This window comes from Bradyrhizobium sp. AS23.2 (assembly GCF_001908185.1).
Taxonomy (GTDB): Bacteria; Pseudomonadota; Alphaproteobacteria; order Rhizobiales; family Xanthobacteraceae; genus Bradyrhizobium.
Map to the genome: position 1 here is coordinate 26726 of NZ_LGHM01000035.1, position 19751 is coordinate 46476.

Below are 19751 nucleotides of genomic sequence, written 5' to 3' on the forward strand. Positions count from 1 at the left end.
TTGCACGCCCTGATGAAAGGCCAATCCATGTCCGCCGCCAAGCCGCTCTGGCCCAATTTTCTGCGTTTCCTCGCACCGTTGATGCTGAGCAATGCGCTGCAATCGCTGTTCGGCACCGTCAGCAATGTCTATCTCGGCCAGATGATCGGCGTCGACGCGCTCGCTGCGGTCTCGGCGTTCTTCCCGGTGATGTTCTTCCTGTTCGCCTTCGTCATGGGCCTCAGCACCGGCGCCACCGTGCTGATCGGCCAGGCGTTTGGCGCGGGCGAGCACGGCAGGATCAAGATCGTCGTCGGCACGACACTCGCGGTCGGCCTATTGCTTTCGATATCGATTGCGCTGATCGGCGGACTCTTCAGCCGGCAATTGATGACGATGCTCGCGACTCCCGCGGACATTCTCGACCGGGCCAGCACCTATGCTCGAATCATGTTGCTCACCATGCCGCTCGGGTTCGTCTTCCTGCTGATGACCGCGATGATCCGTGGTGTCGGCGACGCAGTGACGCCGCTGCTGGCGCTGGCGTTGTCGACCGCAATCGGCCTGATCTTGACGCCGATCTTGATTCGGGGCGCGTTCGGACTGCCTACCGCTGGCATCACCAGCCCGGCCTGGGCGGCTGCGATTGCCAACACACTGACGCTGGTTGCGCTGGCTGCCTATCTGCTGCGGAAAAAGCACGCGCTCGCGCCGGATGCTGCACTGCTGCGTTATCTGCGGCTCAACGGCAGTGTGCTCGGAAAGATCCTCAGCATTGGACTGCCGAGTGCGATCGGCATGGTCGTGATGGCGATTGCCGAGCTGGTGCTGCTCGGCCTCGTCAACGGCTTTGGATCGAACGCCACGGCCGCCTACGGCGCGGTCAACCAGGTGATGGGCTACACGCAGTTCACGGCGATATCGATTTCGATCGCGGTCTCGATCCTCGGCGCGCAGGCAGTCGGCAGCGGCGACAGGGCGAGGCTCGACGGCATCGTGCGAACCGGCCTCGCGTTCAACCTCGTCCTGACCGGCGGGCTGGTGGCGCTGATCTATCTGGCGCCGCGCGCCGTGCTCGGCATCTTCATCACCGAGGGCGCGGTGCTCGATCTGGCGAAAGAGTTGCTCTACATTGCCTTGTGGAGCTCGGTGCCGTTTGGCATGGCCACGGTGTTTTCAGGGGCCATGCGCGCCGGAGGCGTGGCACTGACACCGATGCTGCTCTCGATCTTCGCCATCGTCGCGATCGAGCTGCCGTCCGCGGTGATCCTGAGCCGCACGATCGGCCTTCATGGTGTGTGGGCCGCCTATCCGATCGTGTTCTGCGCCATGTTCGTTCTGCAGATGGGCTATTACCTCCTGGTGTGGCGCAAGCGGACGATCCGGCGTCTGATCTGACGCGATCATCAGAGTATTATGACCATCATTAAACGGTGGACCTGTGGCGCGCGCTGCGCCACAATGCGAGAAAAGCGATGTCAGGGAGAACGATTTTGACCCGCACAGCCCCGCAATTCCTGTTCGATTTCGGCAGCCCGAACGCCTATCTCAGCCATCTGGCGATCCCGGCGATCGAAGAGCGCATCGGCGTCAAGTTCGAATATGTGCCGATCCTGCTCGGCGGCATCTTCAAGTCGACCAACAACAAGTCGCCGGCCGAGACGCTCGCCGGCATCAAGAACAAGCGCGAATTCCAGGCGGTTGAGACCGACCGCTTCATCAAGCGCTTCAAGGTCCAGCCCTACGTTTTCAATCCCAACTTCCCCGTCAACACGCTGAACCTGATGCGCGCGGCGATCGCGGCGCAGCTCGAAGGCGTGTTCGAGAAATATGTGGAGGCCGCTTTCCACCACATGTGGCGCGAGCCGAAGAAGATGGACGATCCCGAGGTCGCGGCAAAGGCGCTGGCCTCCTCCGGTCTCGATGCCCAAAAGCTGTTCGCCCGCGCCCAAGAGCCCGAGGTCAAGGGCAAGCTGATCAAGAACACCGAGGAGGCTGTTGCTCGCGGTGCGTTCGGCTCGCCGACCTTCTTCGTCGGCAACGAGATGTTCTTCGGCAAGGAGCAACTGCGCGAGGTCGAGGAAATGGTGCTGGGCAAGTAATCCAGGCATCGCGGACATCGAACCGGAATGTGATTGCGGTACCACTCCGGATTGCTTCGCATCATCGGCGATGACGACTATAAGTAGCCGCCAAGAGCAATAATGGAGCATCCCATGCGTATACTCGTGGTCGGCGCCGGCGCCATCGGCGGCTATTTTGGTGGCAGGCTGTTGCAGGCTGGCCGCGACGTCACCTTCCTGGTCCGGCCGCGACGCGCCAGCGAGCTCGCGAGCGCCGGCCTCGTCATCAGGAGCCCGAATGGCGATGTGACGCTGAAGGACCCGCCGCGGGTCGAGGCGGACAAGCTCAAGGACAAGTTCGACGTCGTGCTGCTCAGCTGCAAGGCGTTCGACCTCGATGACGCCATCAAGTCATTCGCCGCGGCCGTCGGTCCGAACACGTCGATCATTCCGATGCTGAACGGCATGAAGCATCTCGACACGCTCGACGACAAGTTCGGCAAGGAGCGCGTGCTCGGCGGCCTCTGCGCGATCGCGGCGACCTTGAACGAGAAGCGCGAGGTGGTGCAGCTCCAGCCGATGCAGTCTCTGAATTACGGCGAGCGCGACGGCAAGCTGTCGGACAGGGTCAAGGCCATCGACGAAGCCTTCAAGAGCGGCATCAACGGCGCCGCCGCCAGCCAGAACATCATGCAGGACATGTGGGAGAAGTGGGTGTTCCTCTCTTCGCTCGCGGCCTCTACCAGCCTGATGCGTACCTCCGTCGGCAACATCCTCGCCGCCCCCGGCGGCAGGGATTTCCTGCTCGGCATGCTTGATGAGACGAGCGCGATCGCTACCGCGTCAGGCTACACGCCGGGCGGGCCGTTCTTCGAGCGGGTGATGGGCAACCTCACCACCGAAGGTTCGCCGATGACGGCGTCGATGTTCCGCGACATCCAGGCGGGCTTGCCGGTCGAGGCCGACCACGTGATCGGCGATCTGATCGCGCGCGGAGATGCCGCCAAGGTGCCCGTGCCGAAGCTGCGCATCGCCTATACGCATCTGAAGGCGTATGAGAAGCAGCGGGCGAGCTAACCCCACATTCCGTTGTCGTCCCGGACAAGCGCAGCGAAGCGGAGCGCAGATCCGGGACCCCTGCGCGAGCGCTTGCGCTCGTCGTGATAACCACAGGGAGTGGTTATGACACGAGCCGATAGCCCCGAGTCTTCGCCAAACTCGATCCCGTGGTTATGGGTCCCGGGCTCGCGCCTTGCGCGCCCCGGGACGACGAGCTGCGTTGGCCACAACAGCGCCGCACTACTGCAAATGCGCCAGATAATGCGCGACCGCAGTAATCTCTTCCTCACTCATCCCGTAGGCGACATCCGCCATCGCGGCGACGCCACCGCCGACGCGCTGGCCGGCCTTGTAGTCGTGCAGCGCCTTCACGAGATACTCCTCGCGCTGCCCGGCGAGCCGTGCCACCGCCTTGGTGCCGGCGAAGTTCTCCGTGTGGCATGAGGCACAGCGCCGGCCGACGGCGACTTGTGCGCCTTTCTTCGACAGATCTGGATCCTTGTCTTCCAGACCCTTCGGCGGGATCAACGAAGAAAAGTAGGCACCGAGATTGCGGATATCCTCGTTGTTGATCTCCTCGACGATCGGCTGCATCTGCTCATTCTTGCGCGAGCCGGCGCGGAAGAACACGAGCTGCCATTGCAGGAATTGATCGGGCTGGCCGGCAAGCGAGGGGATGTTCTCGGTCTGCGAGATGCCGTTCTCGCCATGGCAACCGGCGCAGACTTCCGCTCTTGCCTTTCCGGCCGCAGCGTCCGCGGCGCTTGCGGGCAGGGCGCCGAGCGTCAGGAGCGCAACCGCGCTGATTGCGTGTGAGATGAACTGCCGGCGCATGTTGGGAATTCCGATCTATCGAGCTAGTCATTCCGCACTGCGCAGTTACGCAATGGAGGGCGCCCGCCTGGTGTGAGCTATGATGCGCAATTGCGCATTTGAGAATCCATAACCGCCGTTCGTGGGTATGGGTTCCGGACTTGCGCGCAAGTCGCGCGCAATCCGGAACGACATCTTGCGAATTTGAAATGAAAGAGGCTGCGGCCGTCACCCGGTCGCAGCCTCCTGCTGATGTCGTGCTACTTCTTGGCGTAGCTGATGCGGTAGATCGCGCCGGCCCAGTCGTCGGCGACGAGGATCGAACCGTCCTTGGCGAGGATGATGTCGGCGGGACGGCCGAGATAGCCCTGGTCACCCTCGATCCAGCCGGAGGCGAACGCCTCCTGCTTGGCGTTCTTGCCGTCGGGCCCGACGATCACGCGCATGATGCGGCCGCCCTGGTACTTGTGACGATTCCAGGAACCGTGCTCGGCGATGAGGATGTTGTTCTTGTACTCGGCGGGGAACTGGTCGCCGGTGTAGAACTTCATGCCGAGCGGAGCGACGTGTGCGCCGAGATTCAGCACCGGCGGCGTGAACTCGGAGCATTTGTGGCCCATTGCGAACTTCGGGTCGGGAAGATCGCCCTGGTGGCAGTAGGGATAGCCGAAATGCTCACCGAGCTTGTTGATCATGTTCAGCTTGTCTGAAGGCAGATCGTCACTGACCCAGTCGCGGGCATTCTCGGTAAACCAGTACTTGCCGGTGCGCGGATCGACGTCGCCGCCGACCGAGTTGCGAACGCCGAGCGCATAGACTTCGGCGTTGCCGGTCTTGGGATCGACGCGCCGGATCTGCGACACGCTGGTCGGCGGGATGCCGATGTTGAAGGGCGGTCCGAACGGAATGTAGAACCAGCCATCCTTGTCGACCGCGATGTACTTCCAGCCATGCGCGGCATAGGACGGCATGTCGTCATAGACGACCTTGCCTTCGCCGAGATTGTCGAGCTTGGCTTCGGCATCGTCGTAGCGGATCAGCTTGTCGACGGCGATGACATAGAGCGCGCCGTCCTTGAAGGCGAGACCGGTGGGCATGTTCAGCCCCTTGAGGATGGTCTTGACCTCCTTCTTCCCGTTGTTGTCCTTGATGGCATAGACGTTGCCGAGGCCGAACGAGCCGACGAACAGCGTGCCCTTGTCGCCCCAGGCCATCTGCCGCGCGGCCAGCACGCCCGAGGCGTAGACGTCGATCTTGAAGCCCGGCGGCAGCTTGATCTTCTTGACGATGTTGGCGAGCTCGGCGTCGGAGGCGCCGGTCGGCGGCCCCGACGGCGGCGCGAGGCCTTTCTGCGCCTCAGTCTCGTCGCCGAGGAACCAGTCATCCGGCGGATGGGTCCAGAAATCCTTGTTGCCGGATTCGTAGTTCTTCAGCTGGCGCCCTTTGTCCTGCTGTTGCTGCGCATTGACGGCGCTCGTTCCCGCAAGAAGGGCCACGGCCGCAAGCGCCAAGACGGATTGAAAGACGGATCGATGGAATTTCATCGCGTCACTCCCCTAAGGCAGCCGTCAGGGCTGCACATTATTTTATGCTGGCTAGTCGAGAGGCGAAGTTTGGAGTCTGTCGAGAGGCAGACGCGAAAAGGTTAGCACATCTGCGGGCGGTGAGAAGCACGACGCACGCACTGCGGTTGCGCTCAGTAAAAATTGAGATGGATTCTCTCTCGACGCGAGGCAGGCGACAGCAATGCTCTCGCTGCAACGCGGAATCAAAATAGCGCGCGGCTGATTTTCGGGCAGCAGGAAGGGTGGCCGCACAAAATTCGCGAAAACAACCCCATGCAAAGTAGAACGGCTCAGACCATTTTGCTCCCGCTGAAACCGGACAGACATTTGACGCGCCGAGCAAAACAGCAAACGCGGCGATTAGGAGACGATAGGATAAGGCCCGCCGTCGAACACCGTGTCATGATAGCCTTTCGATCCAACCTCGCGCGCCAGCGCGCTGCGGAAATCCTTTCCCGCGCGAAGGCTATGCAACACATGCGCGAAATCGAATTCTGGCCGCCAGCCAAGCTCGCGCCGTGCACGGTCGTTGACATAGACGCGGTCGATCTCGGGGAATAGCCGCCAGCCGCGCGCCGCATAGAGCTGCGCACAATCCGGATAGAGCTCGCGCACGACACCGGCCGCGTCGCGCGCAAGCGCCGCGCGATGGCGTGGCTCGAACGGGCTCGTGGCAGAGACGATATAGCGACCGAAGCCGATCCTCAGTGCACGCTCGACGGCAAGCAGATGGGCGCTCACCGCATCCGCTATATCCAGCCGGCGATAGAGCAGCTCGTTGGCCTGCGCATTCTCGAGCGCGTAAGCCGACCGCATCGCCGGATCGTCGTCGTCCTCCGGAAAGAAGCGCGAGGTCCTCAGGATGAGTACCGGCAGCCCGCGCTCACGAAAGAACAGCTCGCACAGGCTCTCGGCCATCAGCTTGGACGTGCCATAGATGTTTTTGGGCACCGGAGGCAGATCCTCAGTCACCCACACCGCCGCCTGCCCCGCCTCGGGCCTGAGCTGCGAACCGAAGGCGCTGGTCGTGCTGGTGAAGACGAAGCTGTGCACCCCGGCGGCCAAGGCGGCCTCGAGCAGGTTCAGTGTGCCGGTGACGTTGGTGTCGACAAAATCCTGCCTCGTGTGGGTCGCCACATGCGGCTTGTGCAGCGTCGCGGTATGGATCACGGCGGTGACGCCTGCCATCTGGTGCCGCACGAAGTCCGGGTCGACGATCGAGCCGACTGCATCGGTCCAGGCTGATTTCTTCAAATCAACCCCATGCACAGGTGAACCGCGCGCCCGGAGCGTCCGGAGAATGGCCTCGCCGAGGTGGCCCGCGCTGCCGGTGACCAGAATTGTCATTTAAGACCCAATACAGCCGCCAGCGGCGTGGAGAACCACGGCTCAATCCGGTTTGGCTGGATGCTTGGGAGAAAATTGGAGCGGGCGAAGGGGCTCGAACCCTCGACCCCGACCTTGGCAAGGTCGTGCTCTACCACTGAGCTACACCCGCATCCTGTGTCGGTCGCGTGACGCGCCGGCAACGGCTGTCGTATGCCAAAAGCGGACGGCGAATGCAACAGCTACCGGCAGCATAGATTCGGTTTCGAGGCCCAATATGGACCCCGATCCCGGCCGAATCGGCCGAAAACGGCCGGGAACGGCCGAATCGGCACCGATGGATTGAAATTCGGCCGTCCCGGCCCAATTTAGGGCCGACATCGCAGCATATGAATTGGCGACGTGCTAAAGAGCCGCCATTCCAGACATCAGACGAGGGGATCCCGTGACGATCATCGACCAGGGTAACGGAGCGGCTAGCTCGGCTGCGGCCGATCTGATCAAGGACACCACCACCCAGGGCTTCGTGAAGGATGTCATCGAGGAATCGAAGCGCCAGCCGGTGCTGATCGACTTCTGGGCTGAGTGGTGCGGGCCCTGCAAGCAGCTGACCCCCGTCCTGGAAAAGGCGGTCAAGGCGGCCAAGGGCAAGGTCAAGCTGGTCAAGATGAACATCGACCAGCACCCGGCGATCCCGGGCCAGATGGGCATCCAGTCGATCCCGGCCGTGATCGCCTTCGTCAACGGCCAGCCGGCCGACGGCTTCATGGGCGCGGTACCGGAGAGCCAGGTCAACACCTTCATCGAGCGGCTGACCAAGGGCGTCACCGCGCCGGGCGAGGTCAATGTCGCCGAGATCGTGCAGGAGGCCGACGGCGTGCTCGCCGAGGGCGACACTGCTGCGGCTGCGCAGATCTACGCCGAGGCGCTGCAGCATGATTCGACCAACATCGCGGCGCTTGCCGGGCTGGCGAAGTGCTACGCCGTCTCCGGTGCAATGGAGCAGGCCAAGCAGACGCTCGCCATGGTGCCGGAGGCCAAGCGCAACGACCCCGCCGTGAAGGCGGTGCAGACCACGATCGATCTCGCCGAGCAGGCGGAGTCGCTGGGGCCGGTCGCCGAACTGGAGCAAAAAGTCGCCGCAAACCCGCTCGATCATCAGGCCCGCTTCGACCTTGCGACCGCGCTCAACGCCCAAGGCAACCGGGCGGCGGCCACTGAGCAGCTGCTCGCGATCGTCAAGCGCGACCGCAAATGGAACGACGACGGCGCCCGCAAGCAGCTGGTGCAGTTCTTCGAGGCCTGGGGCGGCACGGATGATGCAACTGTCGAGGGACGAAAGCGCCTGTCGACGATCCTGTTTTCCTGAGGCGCTGTTTTTGTTGGAGCATGATCTCGTCGGAAAACCGCTAAACACTTTTCGCTAACGCGGTTCTGCGGATCCGGATCATGCCCTAACACCTTTAGCGGGGACCAGATGCCGCTCAACATCGAATATCGCGGGCCCGCCGACCTTCCGGAGATCATTCCGGTGTTTCCACTGCCGGGCGCGCTGCTGCTACCCCGCGGCCAGATGCCGCTCAACATCTTCGAGGCGCGCTATCTTGCGATGGTCGACGACGCCTTGCGCGACGGCCATCGCCTGATCGGCATGATTCAGCCCGACGTGGCGCACTCGCCGAAGAACTCCAACAAGCCGGTGCTGTTCCGCGTCGGCTGCGTCGGACGCATCACCCAGCTCGCCGAATCCGGTGACGGCCGCTACATCCTCGAGCTCACCGGCGTCTCGCGCTTCAAGGTGGTCGAGGAGCTGGAAGTGCTGACTGCCTACCGGCAGTGCAAGGTCGACTTCTTCGCCTTCGTCGACGACTTCACCGCGCGCATGGGCGAGGACGAGGTCGATCGCGAGGCGCTGCTCTCGGTGCTGGCGGACTTTTTGAAGGCCAACAATCTCAAAGTCGACTGGGAAGGCGTCGAGGCCGCTCCTAACGAAGCGCTCGTCAACGCGCTGGCGATGATGTCGCCCTATGGCCCCGCGGAAAAGCAGGCCATGCTGGAGGCGCCGGATTTGAAGACCCGCGCCGAGATATTGATCGCGGTGACCGAGATGGACCTCGCCAAGAAGCGCACCAGTGGCGACCCACCGTTGCAATAGCACGAGCCTGCAGGACGCTACCGTGGCTCCCGTCGACCCAGCCAGATATGGAGCGGAAGCATCAGGGCCAACGAGAATCCGGTGCCCAGGTGAATCCAGCTCATCCAGGGCCGTACCGCTTCCGATCCCAGGTAATAGAGCCCGAACGCGGTCGCCATCAGCACGGCATTGAACGACACCACGACCGATCCGGAGACGAGGTTCTTGCCGCTCCGCCACGATCGCCACAGGTGCACCGGAATGAGCGCGCCAAGCAGCAACAGCGCCAGCATTGCGACACCGCCATGGATCATCAGCACGTTGGCGGCGATCTGCTGCCATATCTCGTCGCCGGCAACGTCCTTCTGCCAGTCGGCCACGAGCCAACCGGCGCCGGTCAGAATCAGCGTCGCGAACGCCGCGTAGAGCGAGTAGCGAAATGATGTTCTAAGCCGCAAGGTGCACCGCGTGATGCCAGTCGGAGGTTATCTGAAGGTCGCCGTCGGCCGAGATCAACAAGGCGCCGGCCTGGTAATATTTGAGCAGTTGGCCCGCATCGGTCCCGGAGATCATGGCGATCTTGGTCAAGGCGTCGGCAATCATGCAGGAGGGCGCGCGAATCGTGACGCCGTCGATCAGCCTTGCCGGCCTCTGAGTCGTGGGATCAATCACCGCCGAACAGCCCGGCTCACTGCTGTCGAACAGCTCGACGCGACGCGCCGTTGAGGCCAGCGCTTCGTCTGCCACGTCGATGCGGCAGATCGATCGGCCTGGGTCGCGGGGATCGCGGACGTGAACTGCGTGCGGCTCCGCGCCAAAGGCCCGAAGGTCGCCGCCCGCATTCACCATGCCCCTAGGAGCGCCAAAATCGCGCAGCGCGGCCACCGCTCGGTCGACGGCAAAGCCCTTCGCTATGCCACCAAGGTCAATCGTGACATCGGTCGATCGAAAGTGGGCCTTGTGGCCCGGAAGCAGCTCAATCGCGTCGGCGAAGCCCGCAATCGGCGCCGACGCAGGCTTATCCTTCACGAGCGGCAGCAACCCCATCGTCTGCAGCGCCGGTGCGATCGTGATATCAAAAAGCCCGCCGGAGCGGCGATGCAGCTCAACGGCGGTCTCGAGCACCTCGAACGTCCACGCATGGACGCTCACGGGGCGAATGCCGGCTTCGCGGTTGAGCCGGCTGACGTCGCTATCCGGCTCATGAAAGCTCATCAGCCGATGCACCTGCGCAATGGCATCGAATGCGGCGTCGATGGCGCCGTCCATGCCGGATCTGCGAGCGCCCGCAACCTCGATCTCCACGAAGGTGCCGAGCAGCGGCCTTGCGCGACGGATGCTATCGGAGGCGATTGCCATAAGCTGCCAGTATTCTTTTCACGCCTTCGGTGACATGGGTCGACGATAGCGTCGCGCCGGCGATATTCCTGATGTCGCCGTTGATCTTGAGCGCATTGCCGCTGGTCTTGCCGACGAACTGTGCGAGCCAGCTCGGGCTCCTGATTTCGCCGCCATAGGATTCCCGATATTCCAGGATCTCGATTTTATGGACGGCACCCGCCGGGGTCAGCGCCACTGCGTAGTCGATGAAGAGGTGCTTGCCGACGACCCGGTCGAACACGAAAAAGCCGACAACCTTGCCGCCGGCCTCGGCCTTCCAGACGCGGCCCGCCTGAACTTCGGAAAAATGTGTCGCGGACGGAAATGCCTCCTTCTGCGCTTCCTCAATCGACAGATACCGGACGGCATAGGCGGGAGAGGCGGCAGACAAGATCGCTGCAGCCGACGCGGTGTATCGAACCCAATTCATAGTCACCTCGCTCCTGGCCCTCTCCTCAGGCCTCGCAAAATTGTCCCAAGCGACCCTGTCGGCATCAAAAGAAGAACCCGACGCCGCCGAGGAACGAATCCGAAAGCGCGCCGGTGGCACTCTTGTCGATCACACGCTGGTAGGTCGCCTTCAGCACAATCTTCGGGGATGGAAACACCGCAAAGCCGGCCGTGTGGTACTGCCGCTGACCCTGACCAGTCGGCAGATTGGCATCGGTGCCGGCGAAGCCGCTCGTTTGCAGATTCTGATACGTGTAGCGATAGAACGGCACAGCCTCCCACTCGCTGTTGAGAATCGTGCCGAGCGGGACATGGTAGGCAATCTCGCCGGAATAGCCGTACATCGACTTGCCGACATTGTTGGTCGGATCCGAGTCGTTGTTGGCGCGCAGGTTTTCCGGGTGCCCGAACCCGGCGAGGACATATTCGCCGCGAAACTCAAGACCTGTGTCGGGCACCCTGTAGCGGAATTCGGCATCAAACATTGTGAGACTGGACCTGCCGAGGAAGTTACCGAGATCGTCATGCGCCCCGCGCGGCGTCGTGTTCGGCGAGAAATAGGCGCTGACGCTTCCGGCGAAGCCTGGCCAGAATGTCGGCGTGAAGTCGAGCCGGCCGGACACGGCCATGGCGTTGTTGAGTTGCTGGAAGTCGCCGAGCGGGGGCCTCGAGAATGCGAGCGCGGTTACGCCGTCAATGCCGGCGACGTACGCCGTCCCGGGAAGCGGGACGGTCTTTGCCTCAGTGCGATTGTCGAAGGAGTCGCCGAAATCCTCGTTGCTGGTGCTGAGCATGACCTGATATTTGAGGTCCTCGGTGATCGTCCCATAGACGCTGGTGGCTGGGACCTTCCAGGTCGACGGAATGAGGCCGTTGTAGAGTGCGGGCCGGAGCACGCTGTAAAATTGCGTGGGTTCATGATGCTGATTGATATACCCGATCGGCACCAGATCGATGCCCGGCGAACGCCAGTTGAATTGGTCGATGATCTTGAAATCGACCCAGAGCTGCTCGATCTCTGCGGTGCCGTGCAGCTTGTCGTCGTTGTCAAATCCGGAGCCCGCGTGCTCGAACTCGATCTCCGCATTGAAGATGATGTTCGGGGTGATCGCATAGGTGGGCAGGAGAACGAACCTGGCCGCGTCAAAGCCCTTCTGCCACTGGCCGCCGGCAGCAGGATTTTGCATGGTGCCGAAGTTCATCTCGCCATATGCCCCGATGCTGAGACCGGAGACTGGAGAATCCGCAAGTCCGAGGATCGGTTTGTCCGACGCTGACGGCAGTGGGGGCAGAGGGATGAAATCTTTCGACTTGGCCGACTTCTCGGACGATTGGGCGTCAGACTTTTGGGCATCAGACTTGGCTGGTGCGTCCTTTGCCTCAGCGGATGGCGCAGCTGCACTGGTGCTCGTCAGCGATGCCGTTTTGGCCGCCCGCTTTGCGTCTGTGTCGGCCGTCGGGCGATCCTGCTTCTGCTTCAGCTCGGCTTCGAGCTGCTGGATGCGCTGCTCCATCTTCTCCAGCTTCTTGAGCAGGGCGTCATTGGCCCCGCCTTCCGCTGCGTAGGCCGCACCAGAACTCAGAATCGAGATCGCGGTTGCCGCGAGCAAAGCTGATCGCCGCCGGCATCGACAATTTTTGAAACGTGGAGCAACCGGATCGGTGGAAACAAGAAACGACATACGCCCCCCAAGACTTGCGACAATCCACCGCAGGAGAAACCTGCAAAAGCGCGCCTTGGGAAGCAGAAGAAGGAAGGGCGAAGCTAGAATAGCTACACATTAGAATTAGAATAAAGAAAAAGAGTGCCTCGTCGCGAGGCGATCCGACTGGAATCTCTACGAAATTGAGCGGGCGCACGGCTCGCCCGTTTCGACCTAAACCCGGCTCGCTCAGGCGCGGATGCGCTTCCGTCCTGTCAACATCGCGCGGATCAGGTTCTCGCGCTGAAGCATCCCCATCAGCACGACGCCCGCGACGTGCAGCACGACCAGCACGATGACGGCGTCCGATGCGTAGGCGTGGGTGTCCTCGATCCACCAGACGCCGAAGAAGGTGACGGTCACAGATAGCGCGCCCGTGATCGCCGAGACGGCGAGCGACAGCAGCAGCGCCACCAGCATCACGGTGCCGGCTGGATTGAGCCCGATATAGCGGCCGGTGATGCCGCGTCGCAGATTCCAGAGATAGCTTGGCGCCGCACGAAGCCTGACACCGACCATCCGAAACCGCGAATAGCGACTTCCCAGGAAGCCCCAGAGCAGACGGAAGACCAAGAGCCCGAGCACCGTGTAGCCGACGAGGCGGTGAAGGCTGTCATGGACCGTGGGCGTGAACCACGCGGCCAGAACGCTGGCGGCGAGAGCCCAGTGCCAGAGACGCAGTGGGAGATCCCAGACCGCGACCGTCCGCGAGACGGTTCGATCCGCGGGGCGCCTGTCGGACGCCCCGCGCGCTTCCGGCACCGCTTCTTCGATCAAGCCGGGACCACCCTCAAATCTTACTTCGCATCAAACCTTACTTGGCAATCGTGTGCTTCAGGCTGAGGTCTTCGGGGCTGTAGAACAGCTCGTAGAGCTTGCCTTCCTTGACGCCATAGACCTCATAGCACGAGCCTTCGATCTTCGAGCGCCGCACTTCATAGCCAGCGGCCTTGGCCTTGGCTTCGGCGTCGCTTGCCGGCTTCCACGACGCCTTGTCGAGCTTGGTGCAGTCCTTGAAGCCGTCGGCCATGGCCGCCGAGCTCGTTCCAATCCCGATCGTCAGTGCAATGGCAACAACACGCATGACCTTCACGAATGTCTCCTCCTCTGTCGTGTGCGCTGCGCTCAGCGCGAAGCGTGACCGAAGGAAACAAAGCGGAGGGTGAAGTCAATCAGGTTCGACCGCGGCGAGCTTTAGAGATATTCTAACGATCCGAAAAAGATCAGTGCTCTCCGTATGCAGTGCGCATTTGAAGAGTTGCTGCGGCCTTACGCCTCACGGTTCGAGACAGGCTGCGGACCTCGCCGATTGCGCCAGGCCGCTCGTCGCATTCCCGGATCGTTGCGCTGCAGCCAGTCCGCCCAGGTTAAGCGTCCGCGCACGCCCTGGCTCACGACAAAACCCATGCCGCGCGCCTTCGCCTCGGAAAGGCTGATCGGCAGGATCTTTCGGTGCAGTCTCCTCGCGTCCTGATATTGGCGGGCCAGAGCGACGAGATCGAGATCTTCGGGGCCACCAATCTCCTTGCGCTCACCGCGCAGCCCGTCGAAGGCGCAGGTCACGACGTGGTCGGCAACGTCAGACGTGTCGACCGGATTGAACAGCGTCGCCGGCACCGGCCAGACCGGAAGCCAGGCGAGGCCCGAAAGAAACCTGTCGAGCAGATAGTAGAACGGCATCGCGCGAACGACGGACCAGGACAGGGCTGACGCGCGCACCAGCCGCTCGCCGGCGAGCTTGACCCGAGCGTAGGGCAGGGTTGCCTGTTCGAGACCAACGATCGAGACGTGCAGGAAGTGATGCACCGATGCTTCCTGACAGAGCGACAGCAGCCGCTCCGTTCCCTCGACATCCACGGCGGAGGGTGAGCTGAAGAAGTCTATCGGACGAATACCGCCCCGCCGCGCGATCGGCGAACAGGTCGCCGCATTAATGACCGCATCGACGTCATGCAGCGCTTCACGCAGCCCGGCGCCCGTGGCGAGATCACCGGCCGCCCACTCAACATCCGATCGCGTACCCGGCGATCGCGCAAACACCCGGACGCGATGTCCGTCGCGAACGAGGCGATCGACGATATCGCGGCCGAGATGACCTGTGCCTCCGGTGACCAGCGTGAAAGCCATGCTTCAACTCCCGTCGGCCTTGCGTGGCGGCTCGCCCGTCGGAACGAGCACGACCTCGCCGGTTGCGACGAGCGACAGCTCACCTCGCTCATCCGCCGCGTAAAGCTCGGCGCGGGCGAACACCTGCCTGCGCCCGGCGCGGAGCGTCTTTCCCTTGGCGACGAAGTGGTGACCGGTGGCCGGCTTCAGGCAATTCATCGAAAAGCGCGACGCGGTCACCGAACCAGCGAGGGTCGCGGCAGCAAAGCCGCTGGCGGTGTCGAGCAGGGCTGCGATCAGGCCGGCGTGGAGGTGCCCGGAATATTGGGTGAAGTCATCACGCCATGCCATTTGGATGGTTGCTTCACCGTTGCCGGCGGCAACGACTTCGAAGCCGGCGAGGCGGTTGAATGCCGCGGATGCGTTCACAGTGCCGAGCGTTTGCGGATCGAATCCTTGCGTCTCGCTCATGTCAGGCTCCATCGCGGTGCGCGGTTGTCGAGATTGCTCCTCACGGCCTCGACGTGATTGGCAGACCCGAGCAACGCCGCCTGCTCGGCGGTCTCCGCGGCGAGACCTGTCGCCACGTCGGAGGTCGCGGACAGATTGAGCAGCCGCTTGGCCGCGCGGATAGCATCGGGGCTGCGGCCCGCAATTTCGCGTGCCGTCGCGAGCGCGGCCGCCACGGGATCATCGGCGAGCCGCGTTGCAAGGCCGTAGGCGAGGGCCTCTTCGGCCGAAAAGATGCGTCCGCTATAGGTCAGCTCGCGTACGACATCCTCGCGCGCGAGGTGACGCATCAGTTGCGTGCCGCACATGTCAGGCACCAGGCCCCATTTCGCCTCGATGACGGCAAGCTTCGTTCCGGGCGCGAGATAGCGGAGGTCGGCTCCAAGCGCGAGCTGGAAGCCGCCACCGAAAGCAACGCCATGGACCGCCGCGATCACCGGCACCGGCAACTCGCGCCAGAGCCAGACGAGGTGCTGGGCATAGTTCGCGATGCCGTGGGTTCGGCGCATCAGGTCGACGGACGGGATCAGCGGCTCGCCGTTCGCCGTAGCGAGGAGGCGGTCCAGGTCGAGGCCGGCGCAGAATGCGCGCCCTTCGCCGGAAAGGACGACGGCGCAGACATCCTTGCGTGTACCAAGTTGCGTGCCGGCTTCGATGATCGCTTCGAACATCGCCGGATCGAGCGCATTCATCTTGTCGGGACGGTTCAGCCGGACATGGGCCACGCCGTCCTCGATGGTCAGGCGAACACGAGCTGTCATTGTGCCGCTCCGCTTGAACGTTGGACTGCTGGTTTCGCTGCTCAGTAGCCGGCGACCGCCATGGCCACGACTGCACCGAGCGCCATCCAGCCAAAGTGCCGGCCGCGCGTGGCCAAGGCATTGGCGAAGGCCGCGAAGCCGAACACGCAGGCCATGGTAATGACGATCCAGTGGCGTGCCGGCTCCGAGGCCATCCACGGTGTCGCGATCAGGAGGACGCCGCCGCCGATCCAGGCGACGGTCGAGGTCTGCCAGACCAGGCGGAGCAGGGCGCGCAGCCGTTCCGGCTCGATACGAGCCCGCGCGAAGACCTTGGTCTCGCCGAGGATGCCGTGGATCAGGGCCACGGCAATGGTTGCGAGGCCAGCACATTGGAGCAGGAGATCACGCATCATCGGGGCTCCCTGAGGCTCTATCCATACAGTTATGTATGGTGAGATAGGCGCTGGCCTGCGGTCTGTCAATACACTAGTGTATGGTTCGATCTTGGGAACCCGACATGACCGAACAGCTCTCCGCCGACGACTGGATCAAGGAAGGCCTGAAGGCGCTCGCCAAAAGCGGCTTCACGGCGCTGAAGGCCGATCCGCTGGCGAAGTCCATGAGTGTCTCGCGCGGCAGCTTCTACTGGCATTTTGCCGATCTCGCCGCGTTCCACACCGCTGTGCTGAAGCGCTGGCGCGAGATCGCGGCCGAGCAGATCATCGCCGATGTCGAAGCCGACAGCGACGATCCTCTCAAGGCGCTGCTGCGCAGGACCTTTGGCGCCCGGCTCGATCTCGAGCGAGCCGTGCGCAACTGGGCGGCGTTCGATGTGGCGGCGCAAGGCGCGGTCCGTGCCATCGACCGCCGCCGGCTCGATTATATCGAGGCGCTGCTGAAGAAGCGGGGGCTTGAGCCGGCGGCGGCGCAGGCCCGCGCACAGATCCTGTACTGGACGTTTCTCGGCTTTGCGCTTTCGGCTGCGCCAGTGCCGCCGGCGCGGCTCCAGGGCTTGCTCGATGAGCTCCTGCGGATGGTCACTGCCTAGAGCCAGTTCCGTTCCGATGGAATCGGAACGGAACTGGCTCGAGATTCTCGTCTTGACGCATTTCCCTTACGCGAACCGGTATCCACTTCGCCCGAAACCGCCTTGGCCGCAGCAATGGGCGGCCGCGATTTTCTGTGCTAGAGGCAACCGATCGCCGGAGACCACAATGAACGCGCCGACCGAACGCCCCGAAAACAGTGTCGATCCCAAATTGCTGGAGATTTTGGTGTGCCCGCTGACCAAGGGCCCGCTGGAGTTCGATTCGGCGCGGCAGGAGCTGATCTCGCGCAGCGCAAAGCTGGCCTATCCGATCCGCGACGGCATCCCGATCATGCTGCCGGAAGAAGCGCGGAAGATTGATTGAGGATTTGTCGCCCGGATTTCGTGACAGCCGCGCGACAATCTCGGCGTCGTCCCCGCGAAGGCGGGGACCCATAGCCACAGGAAGTAGTTGTGGCGCGAGACGATAACCACGAGTCTTCGCCAAACTTCTTCCTGTGGTTATGGGTCCCGGGCTCGCGCTACGCGCGCCCCGGGACGACGGGACGACAGCGAAAACCTACAACGCCTCGCCCTTCAACAACCGCGGCACCTCGCCCGTCAGCCCGGCGGCCTGGCGGATGAAAAGGTTCTTCAGCGGCGGGGCGCGGTCGACGATGCCCAGGCCGATGTCGCGGACGGTGCGCAGCAGCGTCGAGTGGTTGGAGAACAGGAAGTTCAGCGAGTTGGTGGCGACGCCCATCGCCACGGTGTCGAAACGGCGCCAGCGCTGGTAACGTTCGAGCACGTCGGCCCCGCCGATATCCATGCCGAGCCGCGCGGCATCGACCACGACTTCGGCCAGCGCGGCAACGTCCTTCAGCCCCATGTTGAGGCCCTGGCCCGCGATCGGGTGGATGACATGCGCGGAATCGCCGACCAGCGCGAGGCGTTCGGCGATGAAGGATCGCGCCACGAAATAGGACAGCGGAAACGCGCGCGGCTTGTCGAGCGCCTTCACCTCGCCGAGATGCAGGCCGAAGCGCTGCTCGAGCTCGCTGTGGAATTCCTCGTCGCTCAACGCAATGATGCGCGCGGCTTCCGCGCGGCGCTCGGTCCACACCAGCGAGGAACGTTTTCCCGAGAGCGGCAGGATCGCGAACGGACCTGCGGGCAAAAAGTGTTCTTCGGCGCGGCCCTCGTGATCGCGCTCGTGGCCGACAGTGACGACGATGCCTGACTGGTCGTACTCCCAGCCATGGGTGGCGATGCCGGCGCGCTCACGCAGCTTTGACCTCGCGCCGTCGGCCGCGACCAGCAGGCTCGCCGCAATGATGCTGCCATCGCCAAGCGTCACGTCGATGCCGTCGCTACGCGCGTCGTAGGACGACACAGTGGTCGCCCGGAGATCGATGCCCTCGGCTTCAGCGCGTACCACAAGCGCATCGATCAGACGGCGGTTCTCGACCATATGCGCGAAGGGCTCGCCGGGCGCGACATCGCCGGCGAAATTCAAAAACACCGGACGGGTGGCGTCTTCGAGCTTGGAATCGGTGACGACCATGTCGAGGATCGGCTGCGCCTCGCTCCTGACATCGTCCCAGGCGCCGATCGTCTCGAACAGGCGGCGGCAGGCGGCCACTATCGCAGTGGCGCGCGGGTCGCGGCTCGGGCGTGCGCTGAGCGCCGGATCGGCGACGATGACGGGAATCTCTGGTCCGAGCCCCTGGCGCAGCGCCAGGGCCAGGGCCAGGCCCGCAAACGCGCCGCCGCCAATGACAATGCTACCCCGTACCGACATACCCAACTTTCCTGCCAAGCTTCCTGCCAAAATTCCCGGCTAACTCTTGGTCTTGCTAGCAGACTTGAGCTGGGCGAAACAGTGCGGTGAAACAGGGGCGGAAACTAGCCCAGTGTGTCATTCCGGGGCGCGTGTCCGCGCGAACCCGGAATCCAGAGATTATCGGCTCGAAATTCCGGGCTCATCGCTGCCGCGATGCCCCGGAATGACGGCAAGAGAGCATCATCATGTCCAAAAGCCTGATCGACCTCATCACGATCCTCGACCTTGAACAGCTCGAGGTGAATTTGTTCCGCGGCAACAGCCCGAAGACGAGCTGGCAGCGGGTGTTCGGCGGCCAAGTGATCGGGCAGGCCATGGTGGCGGCCTGCCGCACGGTCGAGGGCCGGCTGCCGCATTCGCTGCATTGCTATTTCATCCTGCCGGGCGACCCTCAGATCCCGATCATCTACCAGGTCGAGCGGCTGCGTGACGGCAAGAGCTATTCGACCCGCCGCGTCACGGCGATCCAGCACGGCAATGCGATCTTCTCGATCATGGTGTCGTTCCACGCCGAGGAGGAGGGCTCCTTCGACCATCAGGAGAAGATGCCCGACGTGCCGCCGCCGGAGAAGCTCACGGCGGAGGAGGTAGCCAAGCAGCCGATGTTCCGCGAGATGCCGGACTTCATCCGCCGCTACTATGAATCCGATCGTCCGATCGAGCTGCGCCCGGTCGAGCTCGGCCGCTATTTCGGCCAGAAGATCGACGACGGCCGCATCAATGTCTGGATCAAGACTGCCGCGAAACTGCCTGACGATCCGGCGCTGCACATGTGCGCGCTCGCCTACGCGTCGGATTTCTCGCTGCTGGACGCGGTGATGGCGCGGTACGGACGCACGCTGTTCGACAAGCGCATGATGCCGGCGAGTCTCGACCACGCAATGTGGTTTCACCGCCCGTTCCGCGCCGACGAATGGCTGCTCTACGCGCAGGATTCGCCGAGCGCACAGGACGGCCGCGGCTTGACCCGCGGCCTGATCTTCAAGCCGGATGGCACGCTGGTGGCCTCCGTCGCGCAGGAAGGCTCCGTGCGCGAGCGGAAGGCCTGAC

Annotated in this window: 22 protein-coding genes and 1 tRNA gene; 8 read left to right on the plus strand and 15 right to left on the minus strand. The window is 63.2% G+C overall.

Going from position 1 to position 19751, the window contains the following annotated elements; translation table 11 throughout:
• Window positions 1–27 precede the first annotated feature (27 nt).
• The 3 genes from AC630_RS07815 to panE all read left to right on the plus strand — a co-directional run bounded on the left by AC630_RS07815 (window position 28) and on the right by panE (window position 3119).
• Window positions 28–1377 carry an MATE family efflux transporter gene (locus tag AC630_RS07815; RefSeq protein ID WP_208866975.1) on the plus strand — a complete coding sequence of 450 codons (1350 nt, stop codon included), beginning with the start codon at window positions 28–30 and terminating at the stop codon, window positions 1375–1377.
• A 95-nt stretch (window positions 1378–1472) separates the two neighbouring features.
• Window positions 1473–2081, plus strand: a complete 609-nt coding sequence (locus AC630_RS07820) for a 2-hydroxychromene-2-carboxylate isomerase (RefSeq protein ID WP_074117918.1) — start codon at window positions 1473–1475, stop codon at window positions 2079–2081.
• Window positions 2082–2195: 114 nt separating this feature from the next.
• Entirely contained in the window at window positions 2196–3119 is a 924-nt protein-coding gene (panE, locus tag AC630_RS07825; RefSeq protein ID WP_074117988.1) for a 2-dehydropantoate 2-reductase, read from the plus strand.
• A gap of 222 nt (window positions 3120–3341) precedes the next feature.
• Here the strand turns inward: panE and AC630_RS07830 are convergent, their stop codons facing one another.
• From AC630_RS07830 to AC630_RS07845, 4 genes are all read right to left on the minus strand, one after another.
• Entirely contained in the window at window positions 3342–3935 is a 594-nt protein-coding gene (locus AC630_RS07830) for a c-type cytochrome (RefSeq protein WP_074117919.1), read from the minus strand.
• A 239-nt stretch (window positions 3936–4174) separates the two neighbouring features.
• Window positions 4175–5458 (minus strand): PQQ-dependent sugar dehydrogenase, encoded by a 1284-nt coding sequence (locus tag AC630_RS07835; protein WP_074117920.1) that lies wholly within the window; start codon window positions 5456–5458, stop codon window positions 4175–4177.
• 381 nt (window positions 5459–5839) lie between these two features.
• A complete protein-coding gene (locus tag AC630_RS07840; protein ID WP_074117921.1) occupies window positions 5840–6826 on the minus strand; it encodes an NAD-dependent epimerase/dehydratase family protein in 987 nt (328 codons plus the stop codon).
• Between the two features lie 76 nt (window positions 6827–6902).
• Window positions 6903–6977, minus strand: a tRNA-Gly gene (locus AC630_RS07845).
• A gap of 273 nt (window positions 6978–7250) precedes the next feature.
• On the opposite strand from AC630_RS07845, the gene trxA reads away from it, so the two are divergent.
• Together trxA and AC630_RS07855 are read left to right on the plus strand one after the other, a co-directional pair.
• Window positions 7251–8174 (plus strand): thioredoxin, encoded by a 924-nt coding sequence (gene trxA / locus AC630_RS07850; protein ID WP_074117922.1) that lies wholly within the window; start codon window positions 7251–7253, stop codon window positions 8172–8174.
• Window positions 8175–8282: 108 nt separating this feature from the next.
• Window positions 8283–8960 carry an LON peptidase substrate-binding domain-containing protein gene (locus tag AC630_RS07855; protein ID WP_074117923.1) on the plus strand — a complete coding sequence of 226 codons (678 nt, stop codon included), beginning with the start codon at window positions 8283–8285 and terminating at the stop codon, window positions 8958–8960.
• 17 nt (window positions 8961–8977) lie between these two features.
• On the opposite strand, the gene AC630_RS07860 is transcribed toward AC630_RS07855, so the two are convergent.
• From AC630_RS07860 to AC630_RS07905, 10 genes are all read right to left on the minus strand, one after another.
• The gene (locus AC630_RS07860) at window positions 8978–9397 is read right to left on the minus strand and encodes a hypothetical protein (RefSeq protein ID WP_074117924.1); all 420 of its coding nucleotides are present in this window, start codon (window positions 9395–9397) and stop codon (window positions 8978–8980) included.
• Window positions 9387–10298, minus strand: coding sequence for an FAD:protein FMN transferase (locus tag AC630_RS07865; RefSeq protein ID WP_074117925.1), 912 nt, complete (start codon window positions 10296–10298; stop codon window positions 9387–9389). Before AC630_RS07865 ends, AC630_RS07860 begins: the two co-directional genes overlap by 11 nt.
• The gene (locus AC630_RS07870; protein WP_074117926.1) at window positions 10279–10749 is read right to left on the minus strand and encodes an FMN-binding protein; all 471 of its coding nucleotides are present in this window, start codon (window positions 10747–10749) and stop codon (window positions 10279–10281) included. Before AC630_RS07870 ends, AC630_RS07865 begins: the two co-directional genes overlap by 20 nt.
• 64 nt (window positions 10750–10813) lie before the next feature.
• Window positions 10814–12379, minus strand: coding sequence for a hypothetical protein (locus AC630_RS07875; protein WP_074117927.1), 1566 nt, complete (start codon window positions 12377–12379; stop codon window positions 10814–10816).
• Between the two features lie 282 nt (window positions 12380–12661).
• The gene (locus AC630_RS07880) at window positions 12662–13249 is read right to left on the minus strand and encodes a cytochrome b/b6 domain-containing protein (RefSeq protein WP_083636147.1); all 588 of its coding nucleotides are present in this window, start codon (window positions 13247–13249) and stop codon (window positions 12662–12664) included.
• 37 nt (window positions 13250–13286) lie between these two features.
• A complete protein-coding gene (locus AC630_RS07885; protein WP_074117928.1) occupies window positions 13287–13565 on the minus strand; it encodes a PepSY domain-containing protein in 279 nt (92 codons plus the stop codon).
• A 176-nt stretch (window positions 13566–13741) separates the two neighbouring features.
• Window positions 13742–14599 (minus strand): SDR family oxidoreductase, encoded by an 858-nt coding sequence (locus tag AC630_RS07890; RefSeq protein ID WP_074117929.1) that lies wholly within the window; start codon window positions 14597–14599, stop codon window positions 13742–13744.
• A 3-nt stretch (window positions 14600–14602) separates the two neighbouring features.
• On the minus strand, window positions 14603–15049 hold the full coding sequence (locus tag AC630_RS07895) for a PaaI family thioesterase (protein ID WP_074117930.1): 447 nt from the start codon (window positions 15047–15049) through the stop codon (window positions 14603–14605).
• The gene (locus AC630_RS07900) at window positions 15046–15849 is read right to left on the minus strand and encodes a crotonase/enoyl-CoA hydratase family protein (protein ID WP_074117931.1); all 804 of its coding nucleotides are present in this window, start codon (window positions 15847–15849) and stop codon (window positions 15046–15048) included. Before AC630_RS07900 ends, AC630_RS07895 begins: the two co-directional genes overlap by 4 nt.
• Window positions 15850–15890: 41 nt before the next feature.
• The gene (locus AC630_RS07905; RefSeq protein WP_074117990.1) at window positions 15891–16241 is read right to left on the minus strand and encodes a hypothetical protein; all 351 of its coding nucleotides are present in this window, start codon (window positions 16239–16241) and stop codon (window positions 15891–15893) included.
• A gap of 107 nt (window positions 16242–16348) precedes the next feature.
• Between AC630_RS07905 and AC630_RS07910 the strand changes: the two genes are divergently transcribed.
• Together AC630_RS07910 and AC630_RS07915 are read left to right on the plus strand one after the other, a co-directional pair.
• Window positions 16349–16879 (plus strand): TetR/AcrR family transcriptional regulator, encoded by a 531-nt coding sequence (locus AC630_RS07910; RefSeq protein WP_074117932.1) that lies wholly within the window; start codon window positions 16349–16351, stop codon window positions 16877–16879.
• A gap of 166 nt (window positions 16880–17045) precedes the next feature.
• A complete protein-coding gene (locus AC630_RS07915; RefSeq protein ID WP_074117933.1) occupies window positions 17046–17243 on the plus strand; it encodes a Trm112 family protein in 198 nt (65 codons plus the stop codon).
• 195 nt (window positions 17244–17438) lie between these two features.
• Here the strand turns inward: AC630_RS07915 and AC630_RS07920 are convergent, their stop codons facing one another.
• Window positions 17439–18659, minus strand: coding sequence for a ubiquinone biosynthesis hydroxylase (locus AC630_RS07920; RefSeq protein ID WP_074117934.1), 1221 nt, complete (start codon window positions 18657–18659; stop codon window positions 17439–17441).
• Window positions 18660–18886: 227 nt separating this feature from the next.
• Here AC630_RS07920 and tesB point away from each other — a divergent pair, with 227 nt between their 5' ends.
• Window positions 18887–19750 carry an acyl-CoA thioesterase II gene (tesB, locus tag AC630_RS07925; RefSeq protein WP_074117935.1) on the plus strand — a complete coding sequence of 288 codons (864 nt, stop codon included), beginning with the start codon at window positions 18887–18889 and terminating at the stop codon, window positions 19748–19750.
• Window position 19751: the final 1 nt, after the last annotated feature.

Excerpts from the sequence above, each read along its gene's own strand:
- AC630_RS07920 (WP_074117934.1), bottom strand. The coding sequence starts at position 18,659 with ATGTCGGTACGGGGTAGCATTGTCATTGGCGGCGGCGCGTTTGCGGGC.
- AC630_RS07895 (WP_074117930.1), bottom strand. The coding sequence starts at position 15,049 with ATGAGCGAGACGCAAGGATTCGATCCGCAAACGCTCGGCACTGTGAAC.
- AC630_RS07890 (WP_074117929.1), bottom strand. The coding sequence starts at position 14,599 with ATGGCTTTCACGCTGGTCACCGGAGGCACAGGTCATCTCGGCCGCGAT.
- AC630_RS07915 (WP_074117933.1), top strand. The coding sequence starts at position 17,046 with ATGAACGCGCCGACCGAACGCCCCGAAAACAGTGTCGATCCCAAATTG.
- AC630_RS07865 (WP_074117925.1), bottom strand. The coding sequence starts at position 10,298 with ATGGCAATCGCCTCCGATAGCATCCGTCGCGCAAGGCCGCTGCTCGGC.
- panE (WP_074117988.1), top strand. The coding sequence starts at position 2,196 with ATGCGTATACTCGTGGTCGGCGCCGGCGCCATCGGCGGCTATTTTGGT.
- AC630_RS07840 (WP_074117921.1), bottom strand. The coding sequence starts at position 6,826 with ATGACAATTCTGGTCACCGGCAGCGCGGGCCACCTCGGCGAGGCCATT.
- AC630_RS07870 (WP_074117926.1), bottom strand. The coding sequence starts at position 10,749 with ATGAATTGGGTTCGATACACCGCGTCGGCTGCAGCGATCTTGTCTGCC.
- AC630_RS07815 (WP_208866975.1), top strand. The coding sequence starts at position 28 with ATGTCCGCCGCCAAGCCGCTCTGGCCCAATTTTCTGCGTTTCCTCGCA.
- AC630_RS07905 (WP_074117990.1), bottom strand. The coding sequence starts at position 16,241 with ATGCGTGATCTCCTGCTCCAATGTGCTGGCCTCGCAACCATTGCCGTG.
- AC630_RS07830 (WP_074117919.1), bottom strand. The coding sequence starts at position 3,935 with ATGCGCCGGCAGTTCATCTCACACGCAATCAGCGCGGTTGCGCTCCTG.
- AC630_RS07910 (WP_074117932.1), top strand. The coding sequence starts at position 16,349 with ATGACCGAACAGCTCTCCGCCGACGACTGGATCAAGGAAGGCCTGAAG.
- tesB (WP_074117935.1), top strand. The coding sequence starts at position 18,887 with ATGTCCAAAAGCCTGATCGACCTCATCACGATCCTCGACCTTGAACAG.
- AC630_RS07835 (WP_074117920.1), bottom strand. The coding sequence starts at position 5,458 with ATGAAATTCCATCGATCCGTCTTTCAATCCGTCTTGGCGCTTGCGGCC.
- AC630_RS07900 (WP_074117931.1), bottom strand. The coding sequence starts at position 15,849 with ATGACAGCTCGTGTTCGCCTGACCATCGAGGACGGCGTGGCCCATGTC.
- AC630_RS07855 (WP_074117923.1), top strand. The coding sequence starts at position 8,283 with ATGCCGCTCAACATCGAATATCGCGGGCCCGCCGACCTTCCGGAGATC.